This is a genomic window from Leifsonia sp. NPDC056665 (assembly GCF_042791795.1).
Lineage (GTDB): Bacteria > Actinomycetota > Actinomycetes > Actinomycetales > Microbacteriaceae > Leifsonia.
On the sequence record NZ_JBHTXK010000005.1, the window covers coordinates 19,563 to 45,760 of the forward strand.

Here is a 26,198-nt window from a genome sequence, read left to right on the forward strand (position 1 = left end):
CGCGCCATCAGTACAGCTTGATTTCCTTACGAACCATTAGCATTGCTGTCGATGGATGCCTCGACCGATCAGCTCCGCACGCTGGCCGCAGTGATCGACCACGGCACCTTCGACCGCGCCGCGGCTGCCCTCCACATCACGCCCTCCGCGGTGAGCCAGCGGATCAAGTCGCTGGAGGAGCAGAGCGGGCGGGTGCTCGTGCGGCGGAGCAAGCCCATCCAGGCCACGGAGGCGGGTGCCGTCCTGCTGCGCTTGGCGCGCCAGGTCGCGCTGCTGGAGGCGGAGGCGGCGGCCGAGCTGGAGGGCGGCGACGGGTCCGCCGCGACCCCGATCCCGCTGGTCGTCAACGCGGACTCCCTCGCGACGTGGGTGCTGCCCGCGCTCGCGACGGTGCTGGGCGCGGTGTTCGACATCGTGCTCGACGACCAGGAGCACACCATCGACCGCCTGCGCGACGGGACCGCGATGGGCGCGATCGGCTCCGACCCGGAGCCGGTGCAGGGCTGCACGGTCACGGCGCTGGGGGCCATGCGCTACCGCCCGCTCGCCAGCCCCGCGTTCGTGGAGCGCTGGTGCCCGGACGGCTGGACGGCGGAGCGGGCCGCGGTCGCGCCGATGCTGGTCTACAACCGCAAGGACGCCCTCCAGGACCGCTACGTGGCCGCGCTGGCGCCGGGAGCGCGTCCGCCGCGGCACTTCGTTCCGGCGTCCACCGAGTTCGTCGGCGCCGCGGTGCTGGGGCTGGGGTGGGGGATGGTGCCCGACCTGCAGGCCGACCCGCTGGTGGCCGACGGCCGGCTGGTGGTGCTGGACCCGGGAGGCGCGGTCGACGTGCCGCTGTACTGGCAGCAGTGGTCGCTGCACTCGGCGGCGCTCGACGCGGTGGCGGCCGCCATCGCGCGCGCTGCGGCGGCCGCGCTCCGCCCCTCCCACTCGCCGAAGGGCACGTAAACGCCCCTAAAATGCGGTTTTAGGGGCGCTTACGTGCCCCTCGGCGGAGGTGGCGAGCGTCAGAGGGTCAGTGCGTCAGAGGGTCTGGGGGCGGAGGTCGAGGCGGCGGAGGAGCTGCGCGTTCAGCGCCACGACGATGGTGGACAGCGACATGAGGATGGCCCCGACCGACATCGGCAGCACGAACCCGATCGGCGCCAGCACGCCCGCCGCGAGCGGGACCGAGAGCAGGTTGTAGCCGGCCGCCCACCACAGGTTCTGGGTCATCTTGCGGTAGCTCGCCCGCGACAGCCGGATCACCGACAGCACGGAGCGCGGGTCGTCGCTGGCCAGGATGACGCCGGCCGACGCGATCGCCACGTCCGTGCCGGCGCCGATCGCGATGCCGACGTCCGCTCGCGCCAGCGCAGGGGCGTCGTTGACGCCGTCGCCGACCATCGCGACGGTGCGGCCCTCGGCCTGGAGACCGGCGACGGTCGACTCCTTGTCCTCCGGCCGGACGCCGGCGAACCAGCGCTCGATCCCGAGCTCGCGGGCGACCGAGGCAGCCACGGCCTCCGCGTCGCCGGTGATCATCACGACCTGGATGTCCCGCTCCGTCAGCGCCACCACCGCCTGCCGGGACTCCTCGCGGACCTCGTCGGCCAGGCGGAGGGCCCCGACGGTGCGCCCGTCGACCAGGACGTGCAGGATGATCGCGCCCTCGTCCCGCCACGTCGCGGCGGCCGGCCGCTCGGCCGCGCCGCGCAGCTCCAGGAGCGCCGGGCCGCCGACCTCCACCCGCTGCCCGTCGACCGTCGCGGCCACACCGACCGCCGGGGAGGCGGTGAAGTCGCTCGCCGCGGGCGCCGCGAGGCCGCGGGCCGACGCAGCGGACACGATCGCGCGGGCGAGCGGGTGCTCGGAGTCGGACTCCGCGGCGGCGGCGAGGGCGAGCACGCGGTCGTCGGCGCCGTCCGTGTCGACGCCCGTGACGGCGGGCTCGCCCTTGGTCAGCGTCCCGGTCTTGTCGAACAGGACCGTGTCGACCGTGCGCATGGTCTCCAGCGCCAGGCGGTCCTTCACCAGGACGCCGCCACGGGCCGCCCGCTCGGTCGCGATAGAGACGACGAGCGGGATGGCGAGGCCGAGCGCGTGCGGGCAGGCGATCACGAGCACCGTGATGGCGCGGACGACCGCGTCGTCGGGGAGGCCGCTCGCCGTCCACACCACGGCGGTGATCGCCGCGGAGCCGAGAGCGAACCAGAACAGCCAGCCCGCAGCGCGGTCGGCGATCCGCTGGGCGCGGGAGGACGAGTTCTGGGCGTCGGCGACGAGCCGGCGGATCCCCGCCAGAGCCGTGTCGTCGCCCACGGCGGTGACGCGCACGCGCAGCGCGGAGTCGGTCGCGACGGTCCCCGCGACGACGGGGTCGCCCTCGCCCCGGGGGACGGGACGCGACTCGCCGGTGATCATGGACTCGTCCACCTGCGCCGCGCCGGACGCCACGCGCCCGTCGGCCGGGACGCGCCCTCCCGGACGCACCAGCACGAGGTCACCCACCGCGAGGTCGGCGGGGGAGACGACGACCGTGCCGTCGCCCTCCAGCCGCTCGGCCTCGTCGGGCAGCAGGGCGGCGAGCGAGTCCAGGGCGGAGGTGGTCTGGGCGAGCGAGCGCATCTCGATCCAGTGACCGAGCAGCATGATCACGATGAGGAGGGCGAGCTCCCACCAGAAGTCGAGCTGGTGGTCGAGGAGGCCGAGGGCCGCGCCCCACGACGCGACGAACGCGACGGTGATGGCGAGCGCGATGAGCAGCATCATCCCGGGCTGCCGCGCCCGCAGCTCGGAGACGGCGCCGGTCAGGAACGGCCGGCCGCCCCAGACGTACATGACGGTGCCGAGCACGGGGGAGACCCACGCCACCCAGGCGGAGTCGGGGAGGGGGTAGCCGAGGATCATGGCGAACATCGGCGAGAAGGCGACGACCGGGACCGCGATGACGAGGTTGATCCAGAAGAGGCGGCGGAAGGCGCCGACGTGGCCGGAGTGGTCGTGTGCGGCGTGGTCGTGGTCGGCGTGGTCGTGTGGCGCCTGGGTGTGGTCGGCGTGGTCGGCGTGGTCGTGCGACGCCTCGGCGTGTCCGGCGTGCCCCGTGTGGTCGGTCTGGCTCATGATCCCCTCCGATCCTCGGTTCCGTGCTCCGGCCGGAACGTGCGCAGCCGCAGGCTGTTGGTCACGACGAAGACGCTCGAGAACGCCATCGCCGCGCCCGCGATCATCGGGTTCAGCAGGCCGAACGCCGCCAGCGGCAGTGCCGCGAGGTTGTACGCGAACGCCCAGAACAGGTTGCCGCGGATGGTCGCCAGCGTACGCCGGGACAGCCGCACGGCGTCAGCGGCGGCGGTCAGGTCGCCGCGCACCAGGGTGAGGTCGGCGGCCTGGATAGCGGCGTCCGTCCCGGTCCCCATCGCCAGCCCGAGGTCGGCGGCCGCGAGCGCGGCCGCGTCGTTGACGCCGTCGCCGACCATCGCCACCCGCCGGCCCTCCGACTGCAGGCGTCGGACCACTGCGGCCTTCTCGGCCGGGAGGACCCCGGCGATCACCTCCGCGATCCCGACCTCGTGGGCGACCCGGCGCGCGACGGTCTCGTTGTCGCCGGTGAGCAGCACCGGCGTCAGGCCGAGCCGCGTCAGCCGGCGGACGGCCTCCGCGCTGTGCGGAGCCACGGCGTCCGCCAGCGTGAGCACGGCCCTGGCACGGTCGCCCCAGCCCACGACGACCGCGGTCGTACCCGAGGCCTCCGCGTCGACGACGGCCCGCTGGAGGCCGGAGTCGAGCGGCATCCCGGCAGCGGACACGAATGACGCGCGTCCGACGACGACGCGCTCGCCGTCGACCGTCCCCGAGACGCCGAGGCCGCCGTCGGTTCGGAAGGCCGTGACGGGCGGCAGTACTCCGGCGGCCCTGGCCGCGTCGGCGATCGCGCGTGCGATCGGGTGCTCAGAGGCGTCCTCCACGGCGCCCGCGCGGCGCAGTGCCCCGGCCGAATCGCCGTCGTCCGCCACGACGCCCACCAGCGTCATCCGCCCCGTGGTGACCGTCCCGGTCTTGTCCAGCAGCACGGTGTCCACCCGTCGCGTCGCCTCCAGCACCTCCGGCCCCGTGATCAGGATGCCGAGCTGCGCCCCGCGCCCGGTGCCGACCAGGAGCGCGGTCGGGGTCGCGAGCCCCAGCGCGCACGGGCAAGCGATGATGAGCACGGCCACGGCGGCGGTGAACGCCGCCTCCACGGGCGCGCCCAGCAGGAGCCACGCCGCGAGGGTGACGAGCGCGATCCCGATCACCACCGGGACGAAGACGCCGCTGATCCGGTCGGCCAGGCGCTGCGCCGCGGCCTTGCCGGATTGCGCGTCCTCGACCAGGCGTGCGATCTGCGCGAGCTTCGTGTCGGCGCCGACCGTCGTCGCGCGCACGAGGAGGCGCCCGCCGGCGTTGACCGTCCCGCCCGCGACGCTGTCGCCGGGGCCGACCTCCACCGGGACCGACTCGCCGGTGAGCATCGACGCGTCGACCGCGCCGGAGCCGTCCGTCACGAGACCGTCGGCGGCGATCCGCTCGCCGGGGCGCACGATGAAGACGTCGCCGACGACCAGGCGCTCGACCGGGATGCGCTCCTCGCGGGGAGCGTCGTTGTCGTCGCCGCCGCGCAGCACTGAGGCCTCCTTCGCACCGGACTCCAGCAGCGCCCGCAGCGCCGCCCCGGCCCGACGCTTGGAGCGCTTCTCGAGGTAGCGGCCGGCGAGCACGAAGACCGTGACGCCCGCGGCGACCTCCAGGTAGAGGTCGGCGCCGGTCATGCCGGGCGCGCCCGCGCCGCCGAACAGCAGCGCGTACACCGACCACGCGAACGCCGCGGTGACGCCGAGCGACACCAGCGTGTCCATCGTGGCCGCGCCGTGCCTGAGGTTGACGGCGGCAGCGCGGTGGAACGGCCACGCGCCCCAGGCGACGACGGGCGTCGCCAGCGCGAGCGCGACCCACTGCCACGACGGGAACTGGAGCGCCGGGATCATCGAGAGCAGCACGACCGGGAGGCCGAGCGCCGCACTGACGATCAGCCGCCGGCGGAGGTCAGCGAGTTCGGGATCGGCAGCACGCGCAGCCGACTCGGGAGCCGGGACCGCCGCCGTGTACCCCGCGCTCTCCACCTGCGCGACCAGCACACCGGTGTCGTACCCCGCGGGCGCGAACACGGTCGCCTTCTCGGTGGCGTAGTTGACGCTGGCCTCCACGCCGTCCAGCTTGTTGAGCCTCTTCTCGACTCTGGCCGCGCAGGAGGCGCAGGTCATCCCGCCGATCAGCAGCTCCAGCCGCGGCTGGGTGTTCGGGGCGCCGGTCGCGGACATCAGGCGCGGACCGCGCTGTACCCGGCCTCCTCGACCGCGGCGAGCACGGCGGCGTCGTCGACGGGGGAGGCCGACTCGACGCTCAGCACGCCGGTCGCGGCCGAGACGTCGACGCCCGTCACCGCGGCGATCGAGGTCACCTCCTCGGTCACCGCGCGCTCGCAGTGCTCGCAGGTCATCCCGGTCACCTGGAACGTCGTGGTCGTCATGGCTCATCCTCCGCTTCGTGCATACCCAGAGGGGGTATTCCAACGGAGACGACTTTATACCCAGGAGGGGTACTAGTCAAGACGAGCGGGAGGACAGCCAGGGGCTGCCGGAGCGCGACTAGATCGTCGCCAGCACCAGGTCCAGCGCGTCCACGAACCGGTCGGCGCTCTCGCGTGTGATGCACAGCGGCGGCTTGATCTTCAGCACGTTCTTGCCGTCGCCGGTGGGCTGCACGATCGCGCCCTCCTGCAGCATCCGCTCGCACACCAGCGCGGCCTCGGCGGTCGCCGGCTCCAGGGTCCCCCTGTCGCGCACGAGCTCGACGCCGAGGTAGAGCCCCATCCCGTGCACCGCGCCGACGAGGGGATGCCGCTCCCCGAGCGCGCGCAGTCGCGCGGCCAGGTGGTCGCCCACCTCGGCCGCGTTCTCCTGCAGCCGCTCGTCGCGCATCACGTCGAGCACCGTCAGTCCGACGACCGAGCTGACCGGGCTGCCGCCGGCGGACGAGAAGAACGACCCCTCCGCCGCGAACGACTCGGCGATCTCCCGCCGCGTGATGACCGCGCCGAGCGGGTGCCCGTTGCCCATCGCCTTCGCCACGGTGATCACGTCGGGGACGACGCCTTGTTGCGCCGAGCCCCAGAAGTAGTGACCGAGCCGGCCGTAGCCGACCTGCACCTCGTCCGCGATGCACACGCCACCGCGGGCGCGCACCCGCTCGTAGACGCCGGCGAGGTAGCCGTCGGGGAGCATCAGGCCGCCCGCGTTGCCGAACACCGGCTCCGCGATGAAGCCCGCGAGGCCGGTCCCTGGGGTGTCGAGCGCGGCTGCGTCGAGCGCAGCGAGCTGCTCGTCCAGCTCGGCGAGGTACTCCGGCCCGGAGGCGAGCCCCCGGTGGCGGCCGTGGAAGACGTTCGGCGACGCGATCAGCTCCACCCAGTCCGGCCGGGTCTCCAGGGCGCGCGGGTTGTCGCCCAGCGACGACGAGACGGCGTCGGCCCCGACCGTCCAGCCGTGGTAGGCCTCCGTCACCGCGAGGATCGTCCGGCGGCCGGTGTGCACCTGCGCGAGCCGGAGGGCGAGGTCGACCGCCTCGCTGCCGCTGTTGACGAGGAAGACGGTGTCGAGCCCGTCCGGCGCGACCTCCGCCAGCCGCTCGGTGAACCGGGAGAGCTCCTCGTAGTGGAACCGGGAGTTCGTGTTCAGCAGCGCCCACTGGTCGCTGACCGCGCGCACGAGCCGCGGGTGCGCGTGCCCGATCTGGGTCACGTTGTTGACCATGTCCAGGTAGCTCTGCGCGCGGGTGTCGAACAGGTGGTGCCGCCAGCCGCGCTCGATCAGCGGAGGGTCGGCGAAGTAGTGCTCCTGCACGCGCGCGAACGACGAGTCGCGGCGCGACAGTGCGTCGGCCGGGTCGGCTGCGGTCGCGGCGAGGTCGACGCCGAACAGGTCGGAGGGGTCGGGGGAGACCGCGCGCCACACCTCCGCCGGCAGCGCGGGCGTGACGAACGCGGGAGGCCGCCAGCCGGGAACGCGGCTGAGCTGCACGCTCAGCCGCACGGCGCTGCCGATCACCTCCCCGCGGTCGACGGAGGCCGTGGTCAGCGGGCGGGACAGCCCGTCCAGCCAGAGGTCGACCTCGTCGCCGTGCAGCAGCCAGGCGCCCTCCACCAGCCGCAGGTCTCCGGCGAACGGCGCGTGCACGACGGTGCCGGCCGGGGCGTCGAGCGTGACGCCGAGCGCGATCGTCGGCGACGGCTCGGTGCGGTCGAGGCGCGCGCGGGTGAGCCGGGCTTCGGCGTAGCGGGTGAGCGCGTGGCCGTTCTCCCGGCAGATCCGCCCCAGAACGGCGTCCTCGAAGCCCGCGCGCTGCCAGCGGCCCTCGTCGAGGTCGTGGCCGGTGACGGAGAGGTCGGCGAGGTGGGCGTCGGTGCTGTCGAGCGCGATGAGGCGGCCGAGCGCCGGGGCGTCCGGCTCGCGCGACGCCAGCCGTGAGCGGATCGCGGCCTCCACCTCCCGGAACGGCGGCCGCCGCGCCACGTCGAACGCGACCCACTCGTGCGCGCGGTTCTCGTCGGCGTACGCGTTGTCCCCGTCGAGGACGACCTGCTGCTCGCCGCTGACCACGAGGACGGCGCCGCGCAGCACGACGAGCGGCCAGAGCGCGGCGAGGTCGGCGTCGTCGAGCGGCGCCTCCGCGTGGAACGCCTCGATCACGTGCAGCACGGCCAGCGGGTCCTCCGGCTGGTGGTGGAGGGCGCTCGTCACGGTCGCCGCGAGCTCGGCGACCAGCCAGCCGTCCGCGACGTCGCCGAAGTCGATGACGCCGGGGCCGTCCGCGCCCAGCACGATGTTGTCGTCCGTCACGTCGCTGTGGATGGCCTGCACCCGCAGCCGCCGGCGCAGCGGCTCGAGCGCGGCGAGCGCGGCCTCCGCCGCGGCCAGCACGGCCAGCCGCTTCGCCGGCTGGAGGACGTGATCGGCGAGCAGCGCGACGACGTCGCCGCCGATCCGCGCGTCCCACTGGGTGGTGCGGGCGAGCCCGGGATGCCGCAGCCCGGCGAGTCCAGCGGCGATGCTCCCGGACAGCCGGCCGAGCGTGCGCAGCTGCTCGGCGCTCAGGCGCTCGACATCGGTCAGCGGCTCGCCGTCGAGGAAGCTCAGCACCCGCGCGTGCAGCGTCCGCCCGCGCACCTCGACCGCGACGACGTCGCCGCCGTCGCGGGCGGCGAGCACGGCCGGGATGCGCGCGTCGGCCCCGGCGAGCAGCGCGAGCGCCGCGTTCTGGGCGTGCAGCTCCTCGACCGCGAAGACCGGGTTGGCGATCTTGAGCACGTAGCGGTGCGTGCCGGTGTCGACGAGGAAGTTGCGGTCCTGGTTGCTGCCCAGCTCGGTGATCCGCCCGGTGAGCCCGAACGCGTGCTCGGCCACGGCCGCGGCGTCGTCGGCGCCGACCTCCGGGCGGGGCAGGGACGGCTGGGCCAGGAAGTCGGAATTGGGCACGGCTGCTCCTCGGCTGCGGGGGCTGGACGCGGCCAGTCTATTGAAGCCGCTGCACGGGTCGCACCCAGCGAACGCTCGGGCGCGGCATCGTAGCATCGACGCGTGAAATCCTCGAGGACTGCGGCCGTGGCGTTCGTGATCGACGCCGTGCTGATCCTCGTGTTCGTGCTCGTCGGGCGTCGCAGCCACGGCGAGGCGGCGTCCGTCTCCGGGGTGCTCAGCACGTACTGGCCGTTCTTCATCGGCCTCGTCGCCGGCTGGTTCGTCACCTGGGCCTGGCGCCGCCCGCTCGCGCTGATCTGGCCGGGTGTCCCGGTCTGGCTGATGACGGTCGCGCTGGGGATGCTCATCCGCACCTCCGCCGGGCAGGGCGTGGAGCCGGCGTTCATCGCCGTGGCGTTCGTGGTGCTCGGCATCTTCCTGGTCGGCTGGCGGATCGCCGCCATCCCGTTCGCGCGGCGCCGGGCGCTGCGGCGGGCGTAGCGCCGCCTCCCCGCGCGAACCCGGGGACGCAACACGCCGCTACGCCGCGGCGCTGACGGCGTGTCGCGACCCCTCGTTCGTCAGAGCGCCGCGGCGACCAGCGTCGCGATCGTGTAGATGGCCAGGCCGGCGAGCGCGCCGACCACCGTCCCGTTGATCCGGATGAACTGCAGGTCGCGGCCGACCTGGACCTCGATCTTGTCGGTCGTCTCCGCCGGGTCCCAGCCCCGCACGGTCTCGGTGATCACGCTCGCGATGTCGTGCCGGTAGGTCGACACCAGGTGGCCGGCGGCGCCGGCGATGCGCTGGTTGAGGGAGGCCCGCAGCTCCGGGTCGGCGTCGACGCGGCCGGCGGCGTCGGCGAGGGCCGCGGACACCCGGTTTCGGAGTTCGCTGTCCGGGTCGCTGAGAGCGTCCACAGCCGCCGAGCGCGCCGCCGCCCAGGCCTGCGCGGCCAGTTCGCGGATGCGCGGGTCGTCGAACGCGCGGGCCTTCGCGGCCTCCAGGCCGGCGATCGTCTCCGGGTCGTTCTGGAGGCGGTCGGCGAGCTCGGCGAGGTACCCGTCGAACGCGCGGCGGGCGCGGTGCGCGGGGTCGCGGCGCACGTCCGCGATGAAGCGGCGCAGCTCCTGGTACACGCGCTCGTCCACCAGCTTGTCGACGAAGGACGGCAGCCATGACGGGAGCCGGCCGGAGACGAGGTTCGTCAGCGCGTCCGGGTGGATGACCAGCCAGTCGTCGAACCGGTCGAGCAGCAGGTCGACGGCGGCGTGGTGGCCGCCGGAGCTGAGGATGCGCACGCCGAGGCGGCCGATCGGGGGCGCCCACTCCGGCTCGATCACGTGCGTGCGCACGACGGCCTCCACGGCCTCGCGCATGCGGTCGTCGTCCAGCAGCCCGAAGAACCCGACCACGGCGCCGGACGCCTCGTCCACCACCCGGCGCGCGTTGCCCGACTCGGTCAGCCAGCGGGCGGCGGCGCCGGACACGTCGTACGCGGTCAGCCGGGTCGCGACCACGTCGTCGGAGAGGAACTCGGTCTCCACGAACTCGCCCAGCGTCTCGCCGATCTCGTCCTTGCGGGTCGGGATGATCGCGGTGTGCGGGATGCGCAGGCCCAGCGGATGCTTGAACAGCGCCGTCACGGCAAACCAGTCCGCGAGCGCGCCGACCATCGCGCCCTCCGCGGCGGCGCGCACGAAGCCGAGCCACGGGTAACGGTCCTGGAGCGCGAACGAGACGGCGAAGATCACGGCGGCGACCGCCAGCAGGCTGGTCGCGAGGGCCTTCATGCTGCGGAGCGCCCGGCGGCGCTCGGCGTCGCGGAGCTCGGCGGCCGCGCGCTCGGCCCGGATGCGGTCGGAGGCGGCGCGCTCGGAGGTCGCGCGCTCGCCGTCGGCGCTCTCGGCGTCGCCCGTGCGGGCGGTCGGCGCGCTCACCGGACGATGTGGAGCTCGCGGCTGGTGTTGTTCAGCCGGCGCGCCCCGTCGTCGTCGGCGACCACGATGTCCTCGATGCGCACGCCGAACCTGCCCGGCAGGTAGATGCCCGGCTCGATGGAGAAGCACATCCCGGCCACGATCGGCTGCTCCTCGCCCTCCACCAGGTACGGCGGCTCGTGGGTGGTGGTGCCGATGCCGTGGCCGACGCGGTGGACGAAGTACTCGCCGTAGCCCGCGTCCCGGATCACCGCGCGGGCGGTGCGGTCGATCTCCTGCAGCGGCACGCTCACGGCGACCGCCTCGAACGCGGCCTGCTGCGCCCGCTTCACCACCTCGAAGACCTCGTGCTCCTCGTCGGTCGGCTCGCCGACGTGGACCGTGCGGGTGGTGTCCGAGCCGTAGCCGTCCATCAGGCCGCCGAAGTCGAGCACCACCATGTCGCCCTGCTGGATGATGCGGTCCCCGGCCTCGTGGTGCGGGTTCGCGCCGTTCGGCCCGGAGCCGACGATGGTGAAGTCCACCTGCGAGTGGCCGTGCGCGCGCAGCAGGCGGTCCAGGTCGGCGGCGACCTCGTTCTCGCGGCGGCCGGCGAAGGCCACGGTGAGGATGTCCTCGAAGGTCGCGTCGGCCGCTGCCCCTGCGGCGGCGAGCCGGTCGAGCTCGTCGGGGCCCTTCACCGCCCGCAGCATCGGCAGGGCGGCCGAGAACGCGGCGAAGCGCACATCCGGGAGCTCGTGCTGCAGCGCGAGCAGATGCAGCGCCCAGGCCGAGTCGGAGACGGCGTAGCGGCCTCCCGACCAGAGCTGGTCGACCAGGGGCGCGTGCTCGTCCTCGCCGTCGGCCCAGGTGATCAGGCGGATCGCCCCGGCGGAGCGGGTCGCGGCGGCGCCGTCGCGCTCCAGCACGGGCACGATCATCGTCGGCTCGCCCTCGGACGGGATCACCAGCATGGTCAGCCGCTCGGTGGCGGGCGGGAGGTAGTCGGCGAAGTACGCGAGGTCAGGGCCGGGGGCGACCAGGAGGGCGTCGAGCCCGGCCTCCTTCGCCTGGGCGGCGCCGCGGGCCAGCCGGTCGGCGAAGTGCTGGGCGGTGATCTGCTGCATGACGGTCACTCCTCGATCGGGCCGAGCCACGCGTTCGCGACGGTGCTGTGCGCGGACTCGGCGTCGGACGGGTGGAAGATCCCCGCGAGCACGTCGCGGTACAGCCTGCCGAGCTCGTTCCCGGCGAAGAAGGTCGAGCCTCCGGAGACCCGGATGGCCTGATCGACGACGCGGCGGGCGGTCTCGGTGGCGCGGACCTTCATCCCGACCAGCTTCGGGAACCACTGCGCGCCGTGGTCGGCGAGGGTGTCGACGTCGCGGGTGATCGCGTCGAGCTGGGGGAGCAGGGCGTCCTGGTCGATCGCGGCGGAGGCGACGCGCCAGCGGATGTCCGGGTCGTTCGCGTAGCTGCGGCCGTCGTTCTTCAGGCTCTTCCTGCGGTGCGCGGAGGCCACGGCCAGCTCCAGCGCCCGGGCGCCGATGCCGGTATACACGGCGGCGAGCAGGAGCTCGAAGTTCGCGAAGATGGCGAAGACGAGCGGGTCGGGGTTCGGGCCGGGGTCGAGGCGGCGCACCACGCGGTCCGCGGGAGCGAGCGCGCCGTCGAGCACGGTGGTGCTGCTCTGCGTCGCGCGCATCCCGATCGTGTCCCAGTCCTCGCGGATCTCGAAGCCGCCGCCGGTGCGCTCCACGAAGCCGTAGACGATCTTCGGGGCGTCGGTGCTCGTCGTGTCGAGGCCCATCGTGCCGAGCCGCGTCCACGCGGGGGAGAGCGAGGTGAAGATCTTGGTGCCGAAGTAGCGGTACGCACCGTCCGCCTCCGGCCGGGCCTCGGTGGTCGACCCGAACAGCACCAGATCGTTGCCGGCCTCGCTCAGCCCGAAGGCGAACACCTCGCCGGCGCCGGCCTCCCGGAGCAGGAACTCCAGCGAGTCGTCGCCGCGGTCGCGCAGGGTCTTGGCGACGCCGGTCCAGACCAGGTGCATGTTCACCGCGAGGGCGGTGGCGGGCGCGGCGCCGGCGAGCCGGACCTGGAGGCGCGCGGTCTGCTCCAGCGACAGTCCGAGGCCGCCGAACTCTGCCGGGACCAGGGCCTTCAGGTAGCCGTCGTCGGCCAGCTCGGCGAAGTCCTCGGTGAAGAACCGGTTCTCCGCGTCGTACTCGGCGGCCCGGGCGCGGAACCGCTCCAGTCGCTCGTCGCTCAGCAGCTCTTCGTCCTTGCTCACGCTCTCCACCCTAAGCGCGCGCAATCCGCCACGGCAGTACTTTCCGCCGAGGGGCACGTAGATGTCACTTGGAGCCTCTCCAAGTGACAACGACGTGCCCCTCGACGGAGCGGGCGGCTGATTACTGCGCGGTGTAGCCGCCGTCGACCAGGTGGTAGCTGCCGGTGATGAACGACGCGGCGTCGGAGGCGAGGAACGCGACGAGGGCGGCGACCTCCTCCGGCTGGCCGAGCCGTCCGAGGGCGTGCTTGCCCTCGAGGAACTGCAGCGCCTCCGGGCTCAGGTTGGCCTCCACGAGCGGAGTCTTGATGAAGCCGGGGCCGACGGCGACGACGCGCACGTTCTGGCCGGCGTACTCCAGTGCAGCGTTCTGGGTGAGGCCGAGGAGGCCGTGCTTGGCGGTGACGTAGGCGGACGAGTTCTCGAAGCCGACGCTGCCGAGGATGGACGCCATGTTGACGATCGCGCCGCCGCCGTTCGCGGCCATCGCGGTGAGCTGGGGCTGCATCGAGTACATGACCGCGTTGAGGTTGACCTCGATGACCTTGCGCCAGCTGTCCAGCGAGTAGTCGGCGACCGGGGCGGCCTCCCCGCCGATGCCGGCGTTGTTGACCGCGATCTTCAGCGGCGCGAGGGCGTTCGCGGCCTCGACGCTGGCCGTGGCGAACGCCGGGTCGGTCACGTCGCCGGCGAGCGCGGCGGCGGTTCCGCCCGCGGCCTCGATCTCGGCGACGACGGCCTTTGCGTGCTCCTCGTTGAGGTCGGTGACCAGGACCGCGGCGCCGCTGGCCGCGAGGGTCAGCGCCACTGCGCGTCCGATGCCCGAGCCGCCGCCGGTGACGATCGCGGACCGGCCGGCGACATCGTACTGAGCCATGAGTTGTTCTCCTTCCAAATATCCGACACCTGTCGGATAAGTCCAATTGTACGATCAGAAGGTGAACACAGGGAGGCCGAACGGCCCGCAGCCGGATGCGCTCCGAGCGAACACGGTCGCCGCCGCGTCGCCGGGGCACGATCGGATGCGCCTCGACCCCCGCCAGGAGAAGACCCTCGCGCGGCTCGGCGCCGCCGTGCTCGCCCTCGCGGCGGAGCGGCCGATCAGCGACGTGACCGTCTCCGGCCTGGCCTCCGCCGCCGGCGTGCACCGGTCGACCGTGTACGAGTACGCCGCCTCGCCCGCCGCCCTGCTGCAGCGGGTGCTGCGCGCCCAGCTCGACGAGCTGCGCGCCGCCTACCTGGTGGATGTCGCACCCGACGACGCCGCGGCGGCGATCAACGGCGTCACGCGCGCGGTCCTCCAGCACGTGGACGAGCACGACGCCGTCTACCGTCGCGGCCTCGGAGCGGAGGGCGCGGAGGCCGGCCTGCACGCCATGCTCAGCGACCACTTCCAGGGCTCCATCGAACTGCTGCTCGACCAGCACAGCGTGAGCGTCCCCGCCGCCGACGAGCTGGAGCGCCGGGCGATCGAGCGCTACCTGGCCGACGGCATCATCGGCGCGATCGAGGTCTGGCTCACCCGCCCGGGGCCGCGGGACGTGGAGGCGCTGCTCGCGCTGCTCGAACGGCTCACGCCGCCGTGGTGGCCGTCCCGATGAGCGACGGCCTCCTGGAACGGCTGCGCCGCGGCCTCGGACTGCGCCGCGCGCCGCTGCTGCACATCGCCTCCGACGTGGGGGAGGGGCCCGCGGTCGTGCTCGTGCACGGCATCGCGTCGTCGTCGGTGACGTTCCAGAACCTCGTGCCGCTGCTGGAGCCGCGGCACCGCGCCATCTCCATCGACATCCTCGGCTTCGGCCGCTCGCCGGCGCCGGAGGACGCGCAGTACACGATGGACGAGCACGTCGCCGCGCTCGACGGCACGCTGCGCTCCCTGAGGCTGCGCGAGCCGTTCGTGCTCGTCGGCCACTCGCTCGGCAGCCTCATCGTCGCGCGCTGGGCCGCCGAGCATCCCGGGGCGCTCAGCAGGCTGGTGCTGGTCGGGCCGCCGGTCTACCCGTCGCCCACCGAGATCGGCGACCGCCGCGTGCGCACCCGGGTGAGCGCCTACCTGCGCGCGTACGAGTTCCTGCGGAACAACAAGGAGTTCACCCTCCGCAACGCCGCCGTCCTGGCGAGGCTGCTGCCGATCAAGAACGTCTTCGAGATCACGGAGAAGAGCTGGCGGCCGTTCGTGCTGTCGCTGCAGAACTGCGTCGAACGGCAGACGGTCGTGGGCGATCTGGCGCGCGTGCGCGTGCCGGTGGAGGTCGTCTACGGCACGATGGACGCATTCATCGCGCCGGGAAGCCTCACGGTGATCGAGGCCATGCGGCACGTGACGATGCACCGGGTGGAGGCCAACGACCACCTCATCCGCAAGCGGCTCGCGCGGGTCGTCGCGGCGGCCTGCGACGCCTCGACAGGTTCGGGCGGTCAGGACGGGAGCGCGAGCGACTCCACGACCTCGAGGTAGCCCTCGCCGTCGAAGCCGTCGAACAGCACGGTCTGGGTGACGTAGCCCTGCACGAGCCCGATGTAGACGGGCGCCTGCCGCTCGGCGAGGGCGTGCGCCTCGTCGAGGCGCAGCGTCTGCTTGCCCGGCACGGTTCGGGCGTGCCAGTCGGTCAGGTAGCCGACGAACATGGCGCGGATCCGGCCGCCGATGTCGGACGACATCTGCCTCAGTCGCGGGTTGATCGGCACCTGCCCCCAGACCTGCACGAGCAGCTGGATGTCCACGATGTGCGTCATCAGGCCGGTGACGAGCAGACGGACGATCTCGCCGGGCGCGGGGAGGGGCTGCTGCGTGCGCGCCTCGGCGACCTCCAGAAAGCGGGCGTCGAGGATCTCCGACGCCGTCAGCTCCATCAGCTCGTCCTTGCTCGTGAAGTGCCCGTAGATCGCGCCCGCAGACAGGCCGGACTCGGCGATGATGTCGGCCATCGAGGTGGCGGCGAAGCCGTTGCGCGCGAAGCAGCGGAGGGCCGCCTGGGCGATTTCGTGGCGCCGCGCGACGCGGTACTCCTCGCTGACCTTCGGCATCCGGGCCTCCTCGCGACTGGAAAAAGGAACGTTCGTTCTTGACAATAGCCGTCGATCTGCCGATTATAAAGAACGAGCATTCGTTTTTATTGAGTGGAGGCCGCCATGAGCACCAGCACCGATCCCGGCGTCGACCAGATCACCCCGCGCCAGGAGGGGACCACGCGTCCCGCCGTCGTCCACACGCCCTGGGCACGCGCCCTCGCGCTCGCCGTGGGAGCGGCGGCCATCGTCGTCGTCATCCTGCTCGCCTTCCTGTGGCCGACCGTGACCTCCACGGTCAAGGACCTCCCGATCGCCATCGCCGGCCCGTCCGCGCAGGTCAGCGCCGTGGAGACGCAGCTCGACAAGGCGGCGAGCGGCGCGTTCGCGATCACGAGCCTGAGCGACCGGCAGGCGGCCGTCGACGCGATCCAGAAGCGCAGCGTCTACGGCGCGATCGTCCTCGGCGACAGCCCGGAGGTGCTGAGCGCCTCGGCCAACGGCGCCGCGGTCACGCAGATCATGAACCAGGTCGCCGCCAATATCCAGGCCGCCGCCAACGCGCAGGCGCAGGCGGCGGTGCAGCAGGCCATCGCCTCCGGCCACGCGCCCGCCGGCACGAAGGCGCCCACCATCACGGTGAAGGTGACCGACGTCGTCCCGCTCGCCTCGACCGACGCGCGCGGGCTCGGGTTGGCCGCGTCGTCCTTCCCGCTCGTGCTGGGCGGGATGCTCGGCGGCGTGCTCATCTCCCTGCTCGTCGCCGGGAGCTGGCGCCGCCTGGGCGCCGTCGCGCTCTACGGGGTGGCAGGCGGACTCGCGGTGACCGGGATCCTGCAGGGCTGGTTCGGCATCCTGCAGGGCGACTTCTGGGTCAACGCGCTGGCGGTCGGGCTGGCGATGTTCGCGGTCGCGGCCTTCGTGGTCGGGATGAACGCGCTGTTCGGCCGCGTCGGCATCGCGATCGGCGCGGTGCTGACCGTGCTGGTCGGCAACCCGCTGTCGGCCGCGGCCCAGCCGCTGCAGTTCCTGGTCGGGCCGTGGGGCGCGATCGGGCAGTGGTTCGTGCCGGGCGCCTCCGTCACGCTGCTGCGCGACCTGTCGTACTTCCCCTCCGCTGACGCACTGTTCCCGTGGCTCGTGCTGCTCGGCTGGGCCGCCGTCGGCGTGGTCGGGATGCTCGCGGGCCACTTCCGCAACCAGGAGGTCACGGAGGCCGCGGCCTAGCGCGCCGCCCTGTTGCCGAGGGGCACGTCGTTGTCACTTTTCGCCCGCGAAAGCGACAACAACGTGCCCCTCGGCGTCGATAGCGGGGCGCATAGGGTGGAGGGCATGGAGAAACGCACCCTCGGACGGACCGGACGCGACGTGTCGGTCATCGGTCTCGGCACCTGGCAGCTCGGCGCCGACTGGGGCGACGTCACCGAGGCTGACGCGCTCGCCGTCCTCGACGCGGCGACGGAGGCCGGAGTCACCTTCTTCGACACCGCCGACGTCTACGGCGACGGCCGCAGCGAGCAGCTCATCGGCCGCTACCGCGCCTCCCGCCCGGACCTCCCGCTGACCATCGCGACCAAGATGGGCCGCCGCGAGGAGCAGAACCCGGCCAACTTCACGCTCGCGAAGTTCCGCGAGTGGACGGACCGCTCCCGCCTCAACCTCGGGATGGACACACTCGACCTCGTCCAGCTGCACTGCCCGCCCACCCCCGTCTTCTCGAACGCCGCCGTCTACGACGCGCTCGACACCCTGGTCGAGGAGGGTGCGATCGCCAACTACGGCGTCAGCGTGGAGACCTGCGCCGAGGCCCTGGAGGCCATCGCGCGGCCGGGCACGGCCACCGTGCAGATCATCCTCAACGCCTTCCGGCTGAAGCCGCTCGACGAGGTGCTGCCGGCGGCCCGGGAGGCCGGGGTCGGGATCATCGCGCGCGTGCCGCTGGCCTCCGGGCTGCTGAGCGGCCGCTACTCCGAGACGACGGAGTTCGCCGCCGACGACCACCGCAGCTACAACCGGCACGGCGAGGCGTTCGACGTGGGGGAGACCTTCTCGGGCGTCGACTACGCGGAGGGCGTGCGCGCAGCGCGCGAGTTCGCCGCGCTGGCGCCCGATGGTGCGACGCCCGCGCAGGCGGCGCTCGCGTGGATCATCGCGCAGGACGGCGTGAGCACCGTCATCCCCGGCGCCCGCTCGCCCGAGCAGGCCCGCGCGAACGCCGCCGCCGCGGGCGTCGCGCTCCCCGCCGGCTTCGCGGACTCCGTCCGCGCCCTGTACGACGCCCACTTCCGCCCCACCACCCACCCCCGCTGGTAGCTCCTCCGCGAGGGGCACGTTGTTGTCACTTTTCGCCCGCGAAAGTGACAACAACGTGCCCCTCGCGGGCCGGGTTCAGGCGAGGAGGCGGCGGAGGCGGCGGATGAGCTCGGCGGGGGCAGCGATGTCGTCCGCGGTCACGCGCACCATGCGCCAGCCGAGATCTTCGACGCGCTCGCGGCGGCGGAGATCCTTGCGCCAGGTCGCCTGGTCCACCCGATGGATGTCGCCCTCGTATTCCAGCGCGACGCGCTTGGCGATGAAAGCGAAATCGACGCGGGCGACGAAGGCGCCCTCGGCCGTCCGCAGTTCGTGATTGAGCACGGGCGACGGCAGCGCCGCCTCGGCGAGCAGCAGTCTGAGCCGGGTCTCGCCAGGGGACTCGGCCCCCACCCGGACGAGTTCGATTGCTTCCCGTGCCCGACCGACACCCCGGCGCCCCGCAGCAGCCGCGGCTGCGTGCGCGAGCGCCAGCCGATCCGTGAGCGGCTCCGCTCCGCCGACGAGGTAGTCCCCTGCCGCGACCAGCGCGTCCCGATGGAGGAGCTGCGCGAGGTCCAGCCACGTCTGCTCGGGCGTCGTGACCGGCAGGTCCGCGACCATGCGGATCTCCCACCGACCGAGCTTGTGACCGGCGAACCCCTCGATGGTCGGTGCGCGACCGGGTGCGCGAACGCTCACGTGGATGGTTCCGTCGGCCCGGGGAAGCGGTATCCCGTAGAGGATCGCCGCGGTGGTGTGGCTGAACGCGAAATCCGTCCCGCGATGCGACGCATACGCGCGGCACCGGGACACCAGCCCATCCTCCGCCTTGGCGATGCGGAAGCCTCGGATGGGCCGGACGAGGTCGCTCCTACGCAGTCGCCGGGCTCCCACCCCGGAGTCGAGTGCGGTTCGCGTTGAGAAAGGCCCGCTCTGAAGCGGCCGAGGAAGAGGGTCGATGCGTCGCGTCATCCCGCCACCCTGCCAGCCACGCAACCCCCCGGCCCGAGTTATCCACAGCCCCGGGCGCCGAGGGGCACGTTGTTGTCACTTTTCGGGCGCAAAAGTGACAACAACGTGCCCTTCGGGGGAGGGGCGGCTAGGAGGGCTGGACGGGGACGGGCTCGGTGTCGGGGATGGGGGACGCGTCGCGGCCGCGGAGGTCGGGGTGCACCCGCCACGCCAGCGCGGGCACGACGAAGCCGACCAGCGCGAACGCGCCGGCCACCCAGAATGCGCCGACCGCCCCGTGCCCGTCGATCAAGAAGCCCGCGAGCGCGGAGCCCAGCGCCGCTCCGATGAGCTGGCCGGTGCCGACCCAGCCGTAGGCCTCCGCCGTGTCGGAGAACTTCACGCTCGCCGACACGATCGCGAACAGCACCGCCAGCGCGGGCGCGATGCCGAGGCCCGCGATGATCAGCGACAGCGACAGGCCCCACCACGACCACAGCATGAACGTGGAGATGACCACGCCGACGAACACGATGAGCATCCGGCGCGCCGTCGCCCACGGCCCGATCGGGATGTGCCCGAACGCGAGGCCGCCGACCAGCGAGCCGAGCGACCAGATCGCCAGCACGATGCCGGCGAACGGCGAACCCTCGCCGAAGTTCGCCACGACACCGGCCTCCACCGCCGCGCACGAGCCGATGAGCAGGAAGCCGACCACGGTCGCCAGCAGCACGGGAGGCCGCGCCAGCACCACGCCGAACCGCCGCTTGCTGCGCGGGATGCGCACCCGGCCGACCTCGGGCGACGAGATGAACCAGGTGCCGCCGAGCAGCATGATCGCCACCGACATCAGGATGCCCTCGACGGTGCCGATCTGGGTGGAGACGAAGGTGATCGCGACCGGGCCCGCGATCCAGATGATCTCCTGGGCGGACGCGTCCAGCGAGAACAGCGGGGTGAGCTGCCGCGAGTTGACCATCTTCGGATAGATCGTCCGCACGGCCGGCTGGATGGGCGGCATGCTGAGCCCGGCGAAGAACGCCACCGCCATGGTGAGCGGGATGGGCATGACGAAGATGCCGATCGCGGCGACGGCGGCCGAGCACAGCGCGAGCGTCGTCCACAGCACCACGCGCATCCCCACCACGCCCATCAGCCGGCTGGTCATCGGGCCGGCGATGGCCTGCCCGATGCTCATCGCGCCGAGCACGAGCCCGGCCGCGCCGTAGGAGTGGTGGATGCGCTCGATGTGCAGCAGGAACGCCAGCGAGAGCATCCCGAACGGGAAGCGTGCGGTCAGCTGCGCGGCGATGATCCGCGCGACGCCTGGCGTCTTCAGAAGGCTCGTGTAGCTGCTCACAGTCTTCTCACTCTATCGGTCCAGCTCGGTCACGGAAGGGTCGTGAAACCCATTCGAGGGGGTGTGGAAATGTGCATAACTTCTGCACATCTGTGGATGACACGCCCACTAGATATGGGGGCATGGAAATGTCGGCACCCGGCTATATAGTGGTGGACGCGACAGGGGGTCCGACCGGCACCCGAGACCTCGATACGAGGTTTTCGGGAGGCTCCGCCCGCCCCGCCGCAGGGATTTCGCCGCTCACCGGAGCGGCACCGTTGAGGTGAACAGAGGGAGAGAAAGTGGCTATCACTGTTGTGAAGCGGAACGGCGAGCGCGAGCCGTACGACGCCAACAAGATCAACTTGGCCATCGAGCACGCCGCCGCCGGCCTGGACGAGAACATCACCTGGGTGACCCAGATCGCGAGCGAGCTGGAGCTGACCCTCTTCGACGGGATCACCACCCAGCAGCTCGACGAGGCGGTCATCCAGGTCGCCCTCCAGAACGTCAAGGACGACCCGGCGTTCGACACCGTCGCCGCACGCCTCCTCCTCAAGACGATCTACAAGCGCGTCCTCGGCGACTACGAGACCCTCGACGAGCTCACCGAGCTGCACACGTCCCACTTCCGCGGCTACATCGAGCGGGGCGTCTCCGAGACCCTCCTCGACTCCCGCTTCACGACCCTCTTCGACCTCGACCGCCTGGCCGGCTTCCTCGACCCGTCGCGCGACGAGCTGCTCAAGTACATCGGCGTCGTCACCCTCAACAACCGCTACGGCATCAAGGCGCGCAACGGCGACTCCCTCGAGGTGCCCCAGTACTTCTGGATGCGCATCGCGATGGGCCTCTCCCTCAACGAGGCCGACCCGACCGCGCACGCCCTCGCGTTCTACGACAAGATGTCCAACCTGGAGTACCTGGCCGCGGGCTCCACGCTCGTCAACGCGGGCACCGCCTACCCGCAGCTCTCCAACTGCTTCGTCATGGAGATGCAGGACGACATCGAGCACATCGCCAAGTCGGTCCGCGACGTCATGTGGCTCACCAAGGGCACCGGCGGCATCGGCCTCGCCGTCACCAAGCTGCGCGCCCAGGGCTCGCCCATCCGCTCCAACAACACCACCTCCACCGGCCCGATCCCGTTCATGCACACGATCGACTCGGTGCTGCGCGCGGTGAGCCGCGGCGGCAAGAAGTTCGGCGCCCTGTGCTTCTACATGGAGAACTGGCACATGGACTTCCCGGAGTTCCTCGACCTCCGCCAGAACTCCGGCGACCCGTACCGCCGCACCCGCACCGCCAACACCGCGGTCTGGATCAGCGACGAGTTCATGAAGCGCGTGCAGAACGACGAGGACTGGTACCTCTTCGACCCGCTTGAGGTCGCCGACCTCAACGAGCTGTACGGCAAGGCGTTCTCGGAGCGCTACGCGTTCTACGTCGGCGAGGCCGAGGCCGGTCGCCTGCACATGTTCAAGAAGATCAGCGCCCGCTCGCAGTTCAAGGACATCCTGATGAGCCTGCAGACCACCAGCCACCCGTGGCTGACCTGGAAGGACACCATCAACAACCGCGCCCTCAACAACAACACGGGCACGATCCACCTCTCCAACCTCTGCACCGAGATCACGCTGCCGCAGGACCGCGACAACGTCTCGGTCTGCAACCTGGCCTCCATCAACCTGTCGCGTCACCTCATCGACGGCAAGATGGACTGGGAGCGCATCGAGGCGAGCGCCCGCCAGGCCGTCCGCCAGCTCGACAACCTCATCGACATCACGGTGTCGAGCGTGGACGAGGCCGACTTCTCCAACCAGCAGAACCGCGCGATCGGCCTCGGTGTGATGGGCTTCACCGACATCGTCGAGCGCCTCGGCTTCAGCTACGAGAGCGAGCAGGCGTACGCCCTGATCGACGAGATCATGGAGCACGTCTCGTACGCGGCGATTGACGAGAGCGCCGACCTGGCGCAGGAGCGCGGCGCGTACCCGAACTTCGAGGGCTCGCGCTGGTCGCAGGGCCTGGTGCCCTTCGACTCGATCGCGCTGACGGAGGCCGACCGCGGCCTCCCGATCACGGTCGACCGCACCATCCGCCTCGACTGGGACCGCCTGCGCGAGAAGGTCAAGGGCGGCATGCGCAACGCCACCCTGATGGCCATCGCCCCGACGGCCTCCATCGGCCTCGTCGCCGGCACCACGCCGGGCTTCGACCCGCAGTTCTCGCAGATCTTCAGCCGGTCGACCTCCTCGGGCAAGTTCCTCGAGGTCAACCGCAACCTGGTCGAGACGCTGCAGGAGCGCGGCATCTGGCAGGACGTCCGCGAGGCGATCCTGCGCTCGCAGGGCGACATCCAGGGCATCGCGGCGATCCCGGACGAGGTCAAGGCCACGTTCAAGACCAGCTTCCAGCTCTCGCCGTACGCCTTCATCGAGGTGGCCGCCCGTGCCCAGAAGTGGATCGACCAGGCGATCAGCCGCAACATGTACCTGGAGACGCGCGACCTCGGCGACATGATGGACATCTACTACGCCGCGTGGGAGAAGGGCGTCAAGACGACCTACTACCTGCACATGAAGCCGCGCCACCAGGCCGAGCAGTCGACCGTCAAGGTCAACAAGGCCGAGGAGATCTCGGGCGCCCGCACCGGCTTCGCCACGGTGGGCGCCGGCGCTCCGGCCGCTCCCGCCGTCACCGAGGCCGCTCCGGCGGCCGCCCCCGCCCGTCGCGGGTTCGGCTTCGGCGGCCTGACCTCCAACACCCCGGCTGGCGGTGAGAAGTAATGAACAGCACCAAGATCGAGGAGTACTACGTCCCCGTCGACCCGATGGACGACCTCCAGTGCGAGTCCTGCCAGTAAGCCCGCGAGACAGATAGAGAAGAGACGAACATGGGCATCCTGGGAACGGGAATCGAGGAGGGCCTCCTCCTCAAGCCGGTGAAGTACCAGTGGGCGATGGACCTCTACGACCAGGCCGTCGCGAACACCTGGTTCCCCAACGAGATCCAGCTCGGCGAAGACATTGCGGACTTCAAGAGGATGACCGACGAGGAACGTCACGCGGTCACCTTCCTGATGAGCTACTTCAACCCGAACGAGCTCCTGGTGAACAAGGCGCTGGCCTTCGGCGTCTACCCCTACATCAACGCGGCCGAGGCGCACCTCTACCTCGCCAAGCAGATGTGGGAGGAGGCCAACCACTGCATGTCGTTCGAGTACGTCCTCGAGACGTTCCCGATCGACCGCGAGCAGGCCTACAACTCGCACGTCGACATCCCGTCGATGGCGCGCAAGGAGGAGTTCGAGGTCGGCTTCATCAAGCGGATGACCGAGCAGACGCTCGACATCACGACGACCGAGGGCAAGCAGGACTTCATCCGCAACCTCGTGGCGTACAACGTGATCCTCGAGGGCATCTGGTTCTACTCGGGCTTCATGGTGGCGCTGTCGTTCCGCCAGCGGAACCTGCTGCGCAACTTCGGCTCGCTGATCGACTGGGTGGTGCGCGACGAGTCGCTGCACCTCAAGTTCGGCATCAACCTCATCCTGACGGTGCTGGAGGAGAACCCCGACCTGCAGACGCCGGAGTTCGCGAACGAGATCCGCCAGATGATCCTGGACGCCGTGGAGATGGAGGAGCAGTACAACCGCGACCTCCTGCCCGGCGGCATCCTGGGCCTGAACGCCAACTACATCAACCAGTACGTCCGCTACCTGGCCGACCGCCGCCTGGAGGAGCTCGGCTTCGAGGCCGAGTACAAGGTCTCCAACCCGGCCAAGTGGATGGCGACCGCCAACGACACGCTCGAGCTGGTCAACTTCTTCGAGTCGACCAACACCTCGTACGAGTCGAACGCGAAGGCGTCGAGCGGTCACTGAGATGACGATGCGGAACTCTCCGCTGATCACTGCCGCCGCGCTGGACGCCGCCTCAGGGACAGAGTCCCTGTGGAGCGGCGCCGGCCGGCGGCGGTCGACGTTGCGGGTACTCGATGTGCGCTGGAAGCTCGGCGGCCCTCCCGGGGCCGGGGAGTTCGCGAAGGGGCACATTCCCGGAGCGGTATACGTCGACCTGGACACCGAGCTGGCCGGGCACGGCGCGCCGACGGACGGCCGGCATCCGCTGCCGGACATCGACGCGTTCCAGGCGTCCGCACGCCGGTGGGGCGTGAACGCCGGGGACAGTGTGGTCGTCTACGACGACGTCTCCGGCACCTCGGCCGCCCGGCTCTGGTGGCTGCTGCGCCACGCCGGATTCGCCGACGTCCGCGTGCTCGACGGCGGCCTGGCCGCCTGGGTCGCGTTCGGCGGCGGTCTCGACACGGGCAGCTCCGTGATGGTTCCCGGGACGGTGCAGCTCGCGTACGGGAGCCTCCCGACGCTCGACGCGGACGCGGCCGCCGCGCTCCCGGCGAACGGCGTGCTGCTCGATGCGCGAGCGGGCGAGCGGTTCCGCGGCGAGGTCGAGCCGATCGATCCGCGGGCGGGGCACATCCCTGGCGCCGTGAGCGCCCCGACCGCCGACACCATCGGGCCGGACGGCCGGATGCTGAGCCCCGAACAGCTCGCCGCCCGGTTCGCCGAGCTCGGCGTCACAGCCGGCACTCCCGCGGGCGTCTACTGCGGCTCCGGTGTCACCGCCGCGCATGCCGCTCTCGCGATGGAGGCCGCCGGCCTGCCGATGCCTGCGCTGTATCCCGGCTCGTTCTCCGCCTGGTCCAACGACCCCGCGCGTCCCGTCGCGGTGGGCGCCGCGTAACACGTCGAAACAGCCCGTGCGCTTCCCAGCGCACGGGCCTATCGTTCCTCCATGACCGCGCTCGATCTGATCCCCTCCTCCGCCCCCGGGAACCTCCCGCTGGGCGAGGTCTGTGACTCGGCGGCGGCGCTCATCGGCAACACCCCGATCGTCGAGCTGCACTCGCTGCCGTCCGGGCTCGATGTGCGGGTCCTGGTCAAGCTGGAGGGCCGCAACCCGGGCGGCTCGTCCAAGGACCGCATCGCGCTCAACATGATCCGCACCGCGGAGGCGGCAGGCGCGCTCGCCTCGGGCGGCACGATCGTGGAGGCCACCAGCGGCAACACCGGGATCGGCCTCGCCCTGATCGGCCGGCTCACCGGCCATCCGGTCGTCATCGTCCACGCCTCCGACATCTCCGACGAGAAGCGCAAGGTCCTCGCGGCCTACGGCGCCCGCCTGGTGGAGGCCGACTGGGAGGCCGGGCCCGACGACCCGGCCAACCCGCGCGCGGTCGCCGACCGGATCGCCGCCGAGACCCCCGGCTCCTGGCGGCCCGCCCAGTTCGCGAACACCGCCAACCCCGACGCGCACTACCGTGGCACCGGGCCGGAGATCTGGCGGCAGACCGCGGGCCGGGTAACGCACTTCGTGGCCGCGATCGGCACCGGCGGCACCGTGAGCGGCACCGGACGCTACCTCAAGGAGGTCAGCGGCGGCGCCGTCGAAGTGCACGGCGCCAACCCGGCGGGCTCGACCTACGACGGGGGAGCGGCCGGCCGCATCCTGGTCGACGGTGTCGGGACCGCGTGGCCCCGCGAGTTCTGGCCGCAGACGTTCGACCCGGGGGTGGTGGACGAGGTGCACACGGTCGAGGATGGTGTGGTCTACCGCACGCTCCGCCGGCTCGCCGCCGAGGAGGCGCTGCTGCTCGGTCCGTCGTCGGCGCTCGCCGTCGCTGCGGCCCTGCGGGTGGCGCGGGAGGCCCGGCCCGGGTCGGTCATCGTGGCGATCGCCCCGGACGGCGGCACCAACTACCTGACCAAGGCGTACGACGCGGACTGGCTGACCGCCGCGGGCGTCGGCGTCGACTGACACCGCGGCACGCAA

The 26,198-nt window shown here is 71.9% G+C and carries 21 protein-coding genes; 10 read left to right on the forward strand and 11 right to left on the reverse strand.

Annotation, left to right across the window (positions count from 1 at the left end):
- The first annotated feature begins 51 nt into the window (after positions 1-51).
- Positions 52-951, forward strand: a complete 900-nt coding sequence (locus ACFQ9V_RS07030; protein WP_382458454.1) for a LysR family transcriptional regulator ArgP — start codon at positions 52-54, stop codon at positions 949-951.
- A 75-nt stretch (positions 952-1,026) separates the two neighbouring features.
- Here the strand turns inward: ACFQ9V_RS07030 and ACFQ9V_RS07035 are convergent, their stop codons facing one another.
- The 4 genes from ACFQ9V_RS07035 to ACFQ9V_RS07050 all read right to left on the reverse strand — a co-directional run bounded on the left by ACFQ9V_RS07035 (position 1,027) and on the right by ACFQ9V_RS07050 (position 8,552).
- Complete coding sequence (locus ACFQ9V_RS07035; protein ID WP_382458455.1) at positions 1,027-3,105, reverse strand: heavy metal translocating P-type ATPase; 2,079 nt, start codon at positions 3,103-3,105, stop codon at positions 1,027-1,029.
- The gene (locus ACFQ9V_RS07040) at positions 3,102-5,339 is read right to left on the reverse strand and encodes a heavy metal translocating P-type ATPase (RefSeq protein WP_382458456.1); all 2,238 of its coding nucleotides are present in this window, start codon (positions 5,337-5,339) and stop codon (positions 3,102-3,104) included. Before ACFQ9V_RS07040 ends, ACFQ9V_RS07035 begins: the two co-directional genes overlap by 4 nt.
- Complete coding sequence (locus ACFQ9V_RS07045; RefSeq protein WP_382458457.1) at positions 5,339-5,548, reverse strand: heavy-metal-associated domain-containing protein; 210 nt, start codon at positions 5,546-5,548, stop codon at positions 5,339-5,341. The genes ACFQ9V_RS07040 and ACFQ9V_RS07045 overlap by 1 nt, the downstream gene beginning before the upstream one ends.
- A 118-nt stretch (positions 5,549-5,666) precedes the next feature.
- The gene (locus tag ACFQ9V_RS07050) at positions 5,667-8,552 is read right to left on the reverse strand and encodes an aminotransferase (protein WP_382458458.1); all 2,886 of its coding nucleotides are present in this window, start codon (positions 8,550-8,552) and stop codon (positions 5,667-5,669) included.
- A 102-nt stretch (positions 8,553-8,654) separates the two neighbouring features.
- On the opposite strand from ACFQ9V_RS07050, the gene ACFQ9V_RS07055 reads away from it, so the two are divergent.
- On the forward strand, positions 8,655-9,035 hold the full coding sequence (locus ACFQ9V_RS07055) for a DUF3054 domain-containing protein (RefSeq protein ID WP_382458459.1): 381 nt from the start codon (positions 8,655-8,657) through the stop codon (positions 9,033-9,035).
- An 80-nt stretch (positions 9,036-9,115) separates the two neighbouring features.
- Here ACFQ9V_RS07055 and ACFQ9V_RS07060 read toward each other — a convergent pair whose 3' ends face one another.
- The 4 genes from ACFQ9V_RS07060 to ACFQ9V_RS07075 all read right to left on the reverse strand — a co-directional run bounded on the left by ACFQ9V_RS07060 (position 9,116) and on the right by ACFQ9V_RS07075 (position 13,623).
- Positions 9,116-10,474 (reverse strand): DUF445 domain-containing protein, encoded by a 1,359-nt coding sequence (locus tag ACFQ9V_RS07060; protein ID WP_382458460.1) that lies wholly within the window; start codon positions 10,472-10,474, stop codon positions 9,116-9,118.
- Positions 10,471-11,580, reverse strand: a complete 1,110-nt coding sequence (locus tag ACFQ9V_RS07065) for an aminopeptidase P family protein (RefSeq protein WP_382458461.1) — start codon at positions 11,578-11,580, stop codon at positions 10,471-10,473. Before ACFQ9V_RS07065 ends, ACFQ9V_RS07060 begins: the two co-directional genes overlap by 4 nt.
- A 5-nt stretch (positions 11,581-11,585) precedes the next feature.
- Positions 11,586-12,746, reverse strand: coding sequence for an acyl-CoA dehydrogenase family protein (locus ACFQ9V_RS07070; protein WP_382458462.1), 1,161 nt, complete (start codon positions 12,744-12,746; stop codon positions 11,586-11,588).
- A gap of 121 nt (positions 12,747-12,867) precedes the next feature.
- Positions 12,868-13,623, reverse strand: a complete 756-nt coding sequence (locus ACFQ9V_RS07075; protein ID WP_382458463.1) for an SDR family NAD(P)-dependent oxidoreductase — start codon at positions 13,621-13,623, stop codon at positions 12,868-12,870.
- A 61-nt stretch (positions 13,624-13,684) separates the two neighbouring features.
- Between ACFQ9V_RS07075 and ACFQ9V_RS07080 the strand changes: the two genes are divergently transcribed.
- Together ACFQ9V_RS07080 and ACFQ9V_RS07085 are read left to right on the forward strand one after the other, a co-directional pair.
- The gene (locus ACFQ9V_RS07080) at positions 13,685-14,347 is read left to right on the forward strand and encodes a TetR/AcrR family transcriptional regulator (RefSeq protein WP_382458464.1); all 663 of its coding nucleotides are present in this window, start codon (positions 13,685-13,687) and stop codon (positions 14,345-14,347) included.
- On the forward strand, positions 14,344-15,204 hold the full coding sequence (locus tag ACFQ9V_RS07085) for an alpha/beta fold hydrolase (protein ID WP_382458465.1): 861 nt from the start codon (positions 14,344-14,346) through the stop codon (positions 15,202-15,204). The genes ACFQ9V_RS07080 and ACFQ9V_RS07085 overlap by 4 nt, the downstream gene beginning before the upstream one ends.
- On the opposite strand, the gene ACFQ9V_RS07090 is transcribed toward ACFQ9V_RS07085, so the two are convergent.
- Positions 15,165-15,773: a TetR/AcrR family transcriptional regulator gene (locus tag ACFQ9V_RS07090; protein ID WP_382458466.1), complete on the reverse strand. Its 609-nt coding sequence runs from the start codon at positions 15,771-15,773 to the stop codon at positions 15,165-15,167. The two genes, ACFQ9V_RS07085 and ACFQ9V_RS07090, sit on opposite strands and share 40 nt — an antisense overlap.
- Before the next feature lie 105 nt (positions 15,774-15,878).
- Between ACFQ9V_RS07090 and ACFQ9V_RS07095 the strand changes: the two genes are divergently transcribed.
- Entirely contained in the window at positions 15,879-16,982 is a 1,104-nt protein-coding gene (locus tag ACFQ9V_RS07095; protein WP_382458467.1) for an ABC transporter permease, read from the forward strand.
- Between the two features lie 105 nt (positions 16,983-17,087).
- On the forward strand, positions 17,088-18,068 hold the full coding sequence (locus ACFQ9V_RS07100; protein WP_382458468.1) for an aldo/keto reductase: 981 nt from the start codon (positions 17,088-17,090) through the stop codon (positions 18,066-18,068).
- A gap of 75 nt (positions 18,069-18,143) precedes the next feature.
- Here the strand turns inward: ACFQ9V_RS07100 and ACFQ9V_RS07105 are convergent, their stop codons facing one another.
- Together ACFQ9V_RS07105 and ACFQ9V_RS07110 are read right to left on the reverse strand one after the other, a co-directional pair.
- On the reverse strand, positions 18,144-18,863 hold the full coding sequence (locus ACFQ9V_RS07105) for a hypothetical protein (protein WP_382458469.1): 720 nt from the start codon (positions 18,861-18,863) through the stop codon (positions 18,144-18,146).
- Positions 18,864-19,149: 286 nt separating this feature from the next.
- Positions 19,150-20,361, reverse strand: coding sequence for an MFS transporter (locus ACFQ9V_RS07110; RefSeq protein WP_382458470.1), 1,212 nt, complete (start codon positions 20,359-20,361; stop codon positions 19,150-19,152).
- Positions 20,362-20,645: 284 nt separating this feature from the next.
- On the opposite strand from ACFQ9V_RS07110, the gene ACFQ9V_RS07115 reads away from it, so the two are divergent.
- The 4 genes from ACFQ9V_RS07115 to ACFQ9V_RS07130 all read left to right on the forward strand — a co-directional run bounded on the left by ACFQ9V_RS07115 (position 20,646) and on the right by ACFQ9V_RS07130 (position 26,183).
- Positions 20,646-23,132: a ribonucleoside-diphosphate reductase subunit alpha gene (locus tag ACFQ9V_RS07115; RefSeq protein WP_382458471.1), complete on the forward strand. Its 2,487-nt coding sequence runs from the start codon at positions 20,646-20,648 to the stop codon at positions 23,130-23,132.
- A 107-nt stretch (positions 23,133-23,239) separates the two neighbouring features.
- The gene (locus ACFQ9V_RS07120; RefSeq protein ID WP_345834361.1) at positions 23,240-24,229 is read left to right on the forward strand and encodes a ribonucleotide-diphosphate reductase subunit beta; all 990 of its coding nucleotides are present in this window, start codon (positions 23,240-23,242) and stop codon (positions 24,227-24,229) included.
- A gap of 1 nt (position 24,230) precedes the next feature.
- Complete coding sequence (locus tag ACFQ9V_RS07125) at positions 24,231-25,109, forward strand: sulfurtransferase (protein ID WP_382458472.1); 879 nt, start codon at positions 24,231-24,233, stop codon at positions 25,107-25,109.
- A gap of 51 nt (positions 25,110-25,160) precedes the next feature.
- Positions 25,161-26,183 (forward strand): PLP-dependent cysteine synthase family protein, encoded by a 1,023-nt coding sequence (locus tag ACFQ9V_RS07130; protein ID WP_382458473.1) that lies wholly within the window; start codon positions 25,161-25,163, stop codon positions 26,181-26,183.
- Positions 26,184-26,198 lie beyond the last annotated feature (15 nt).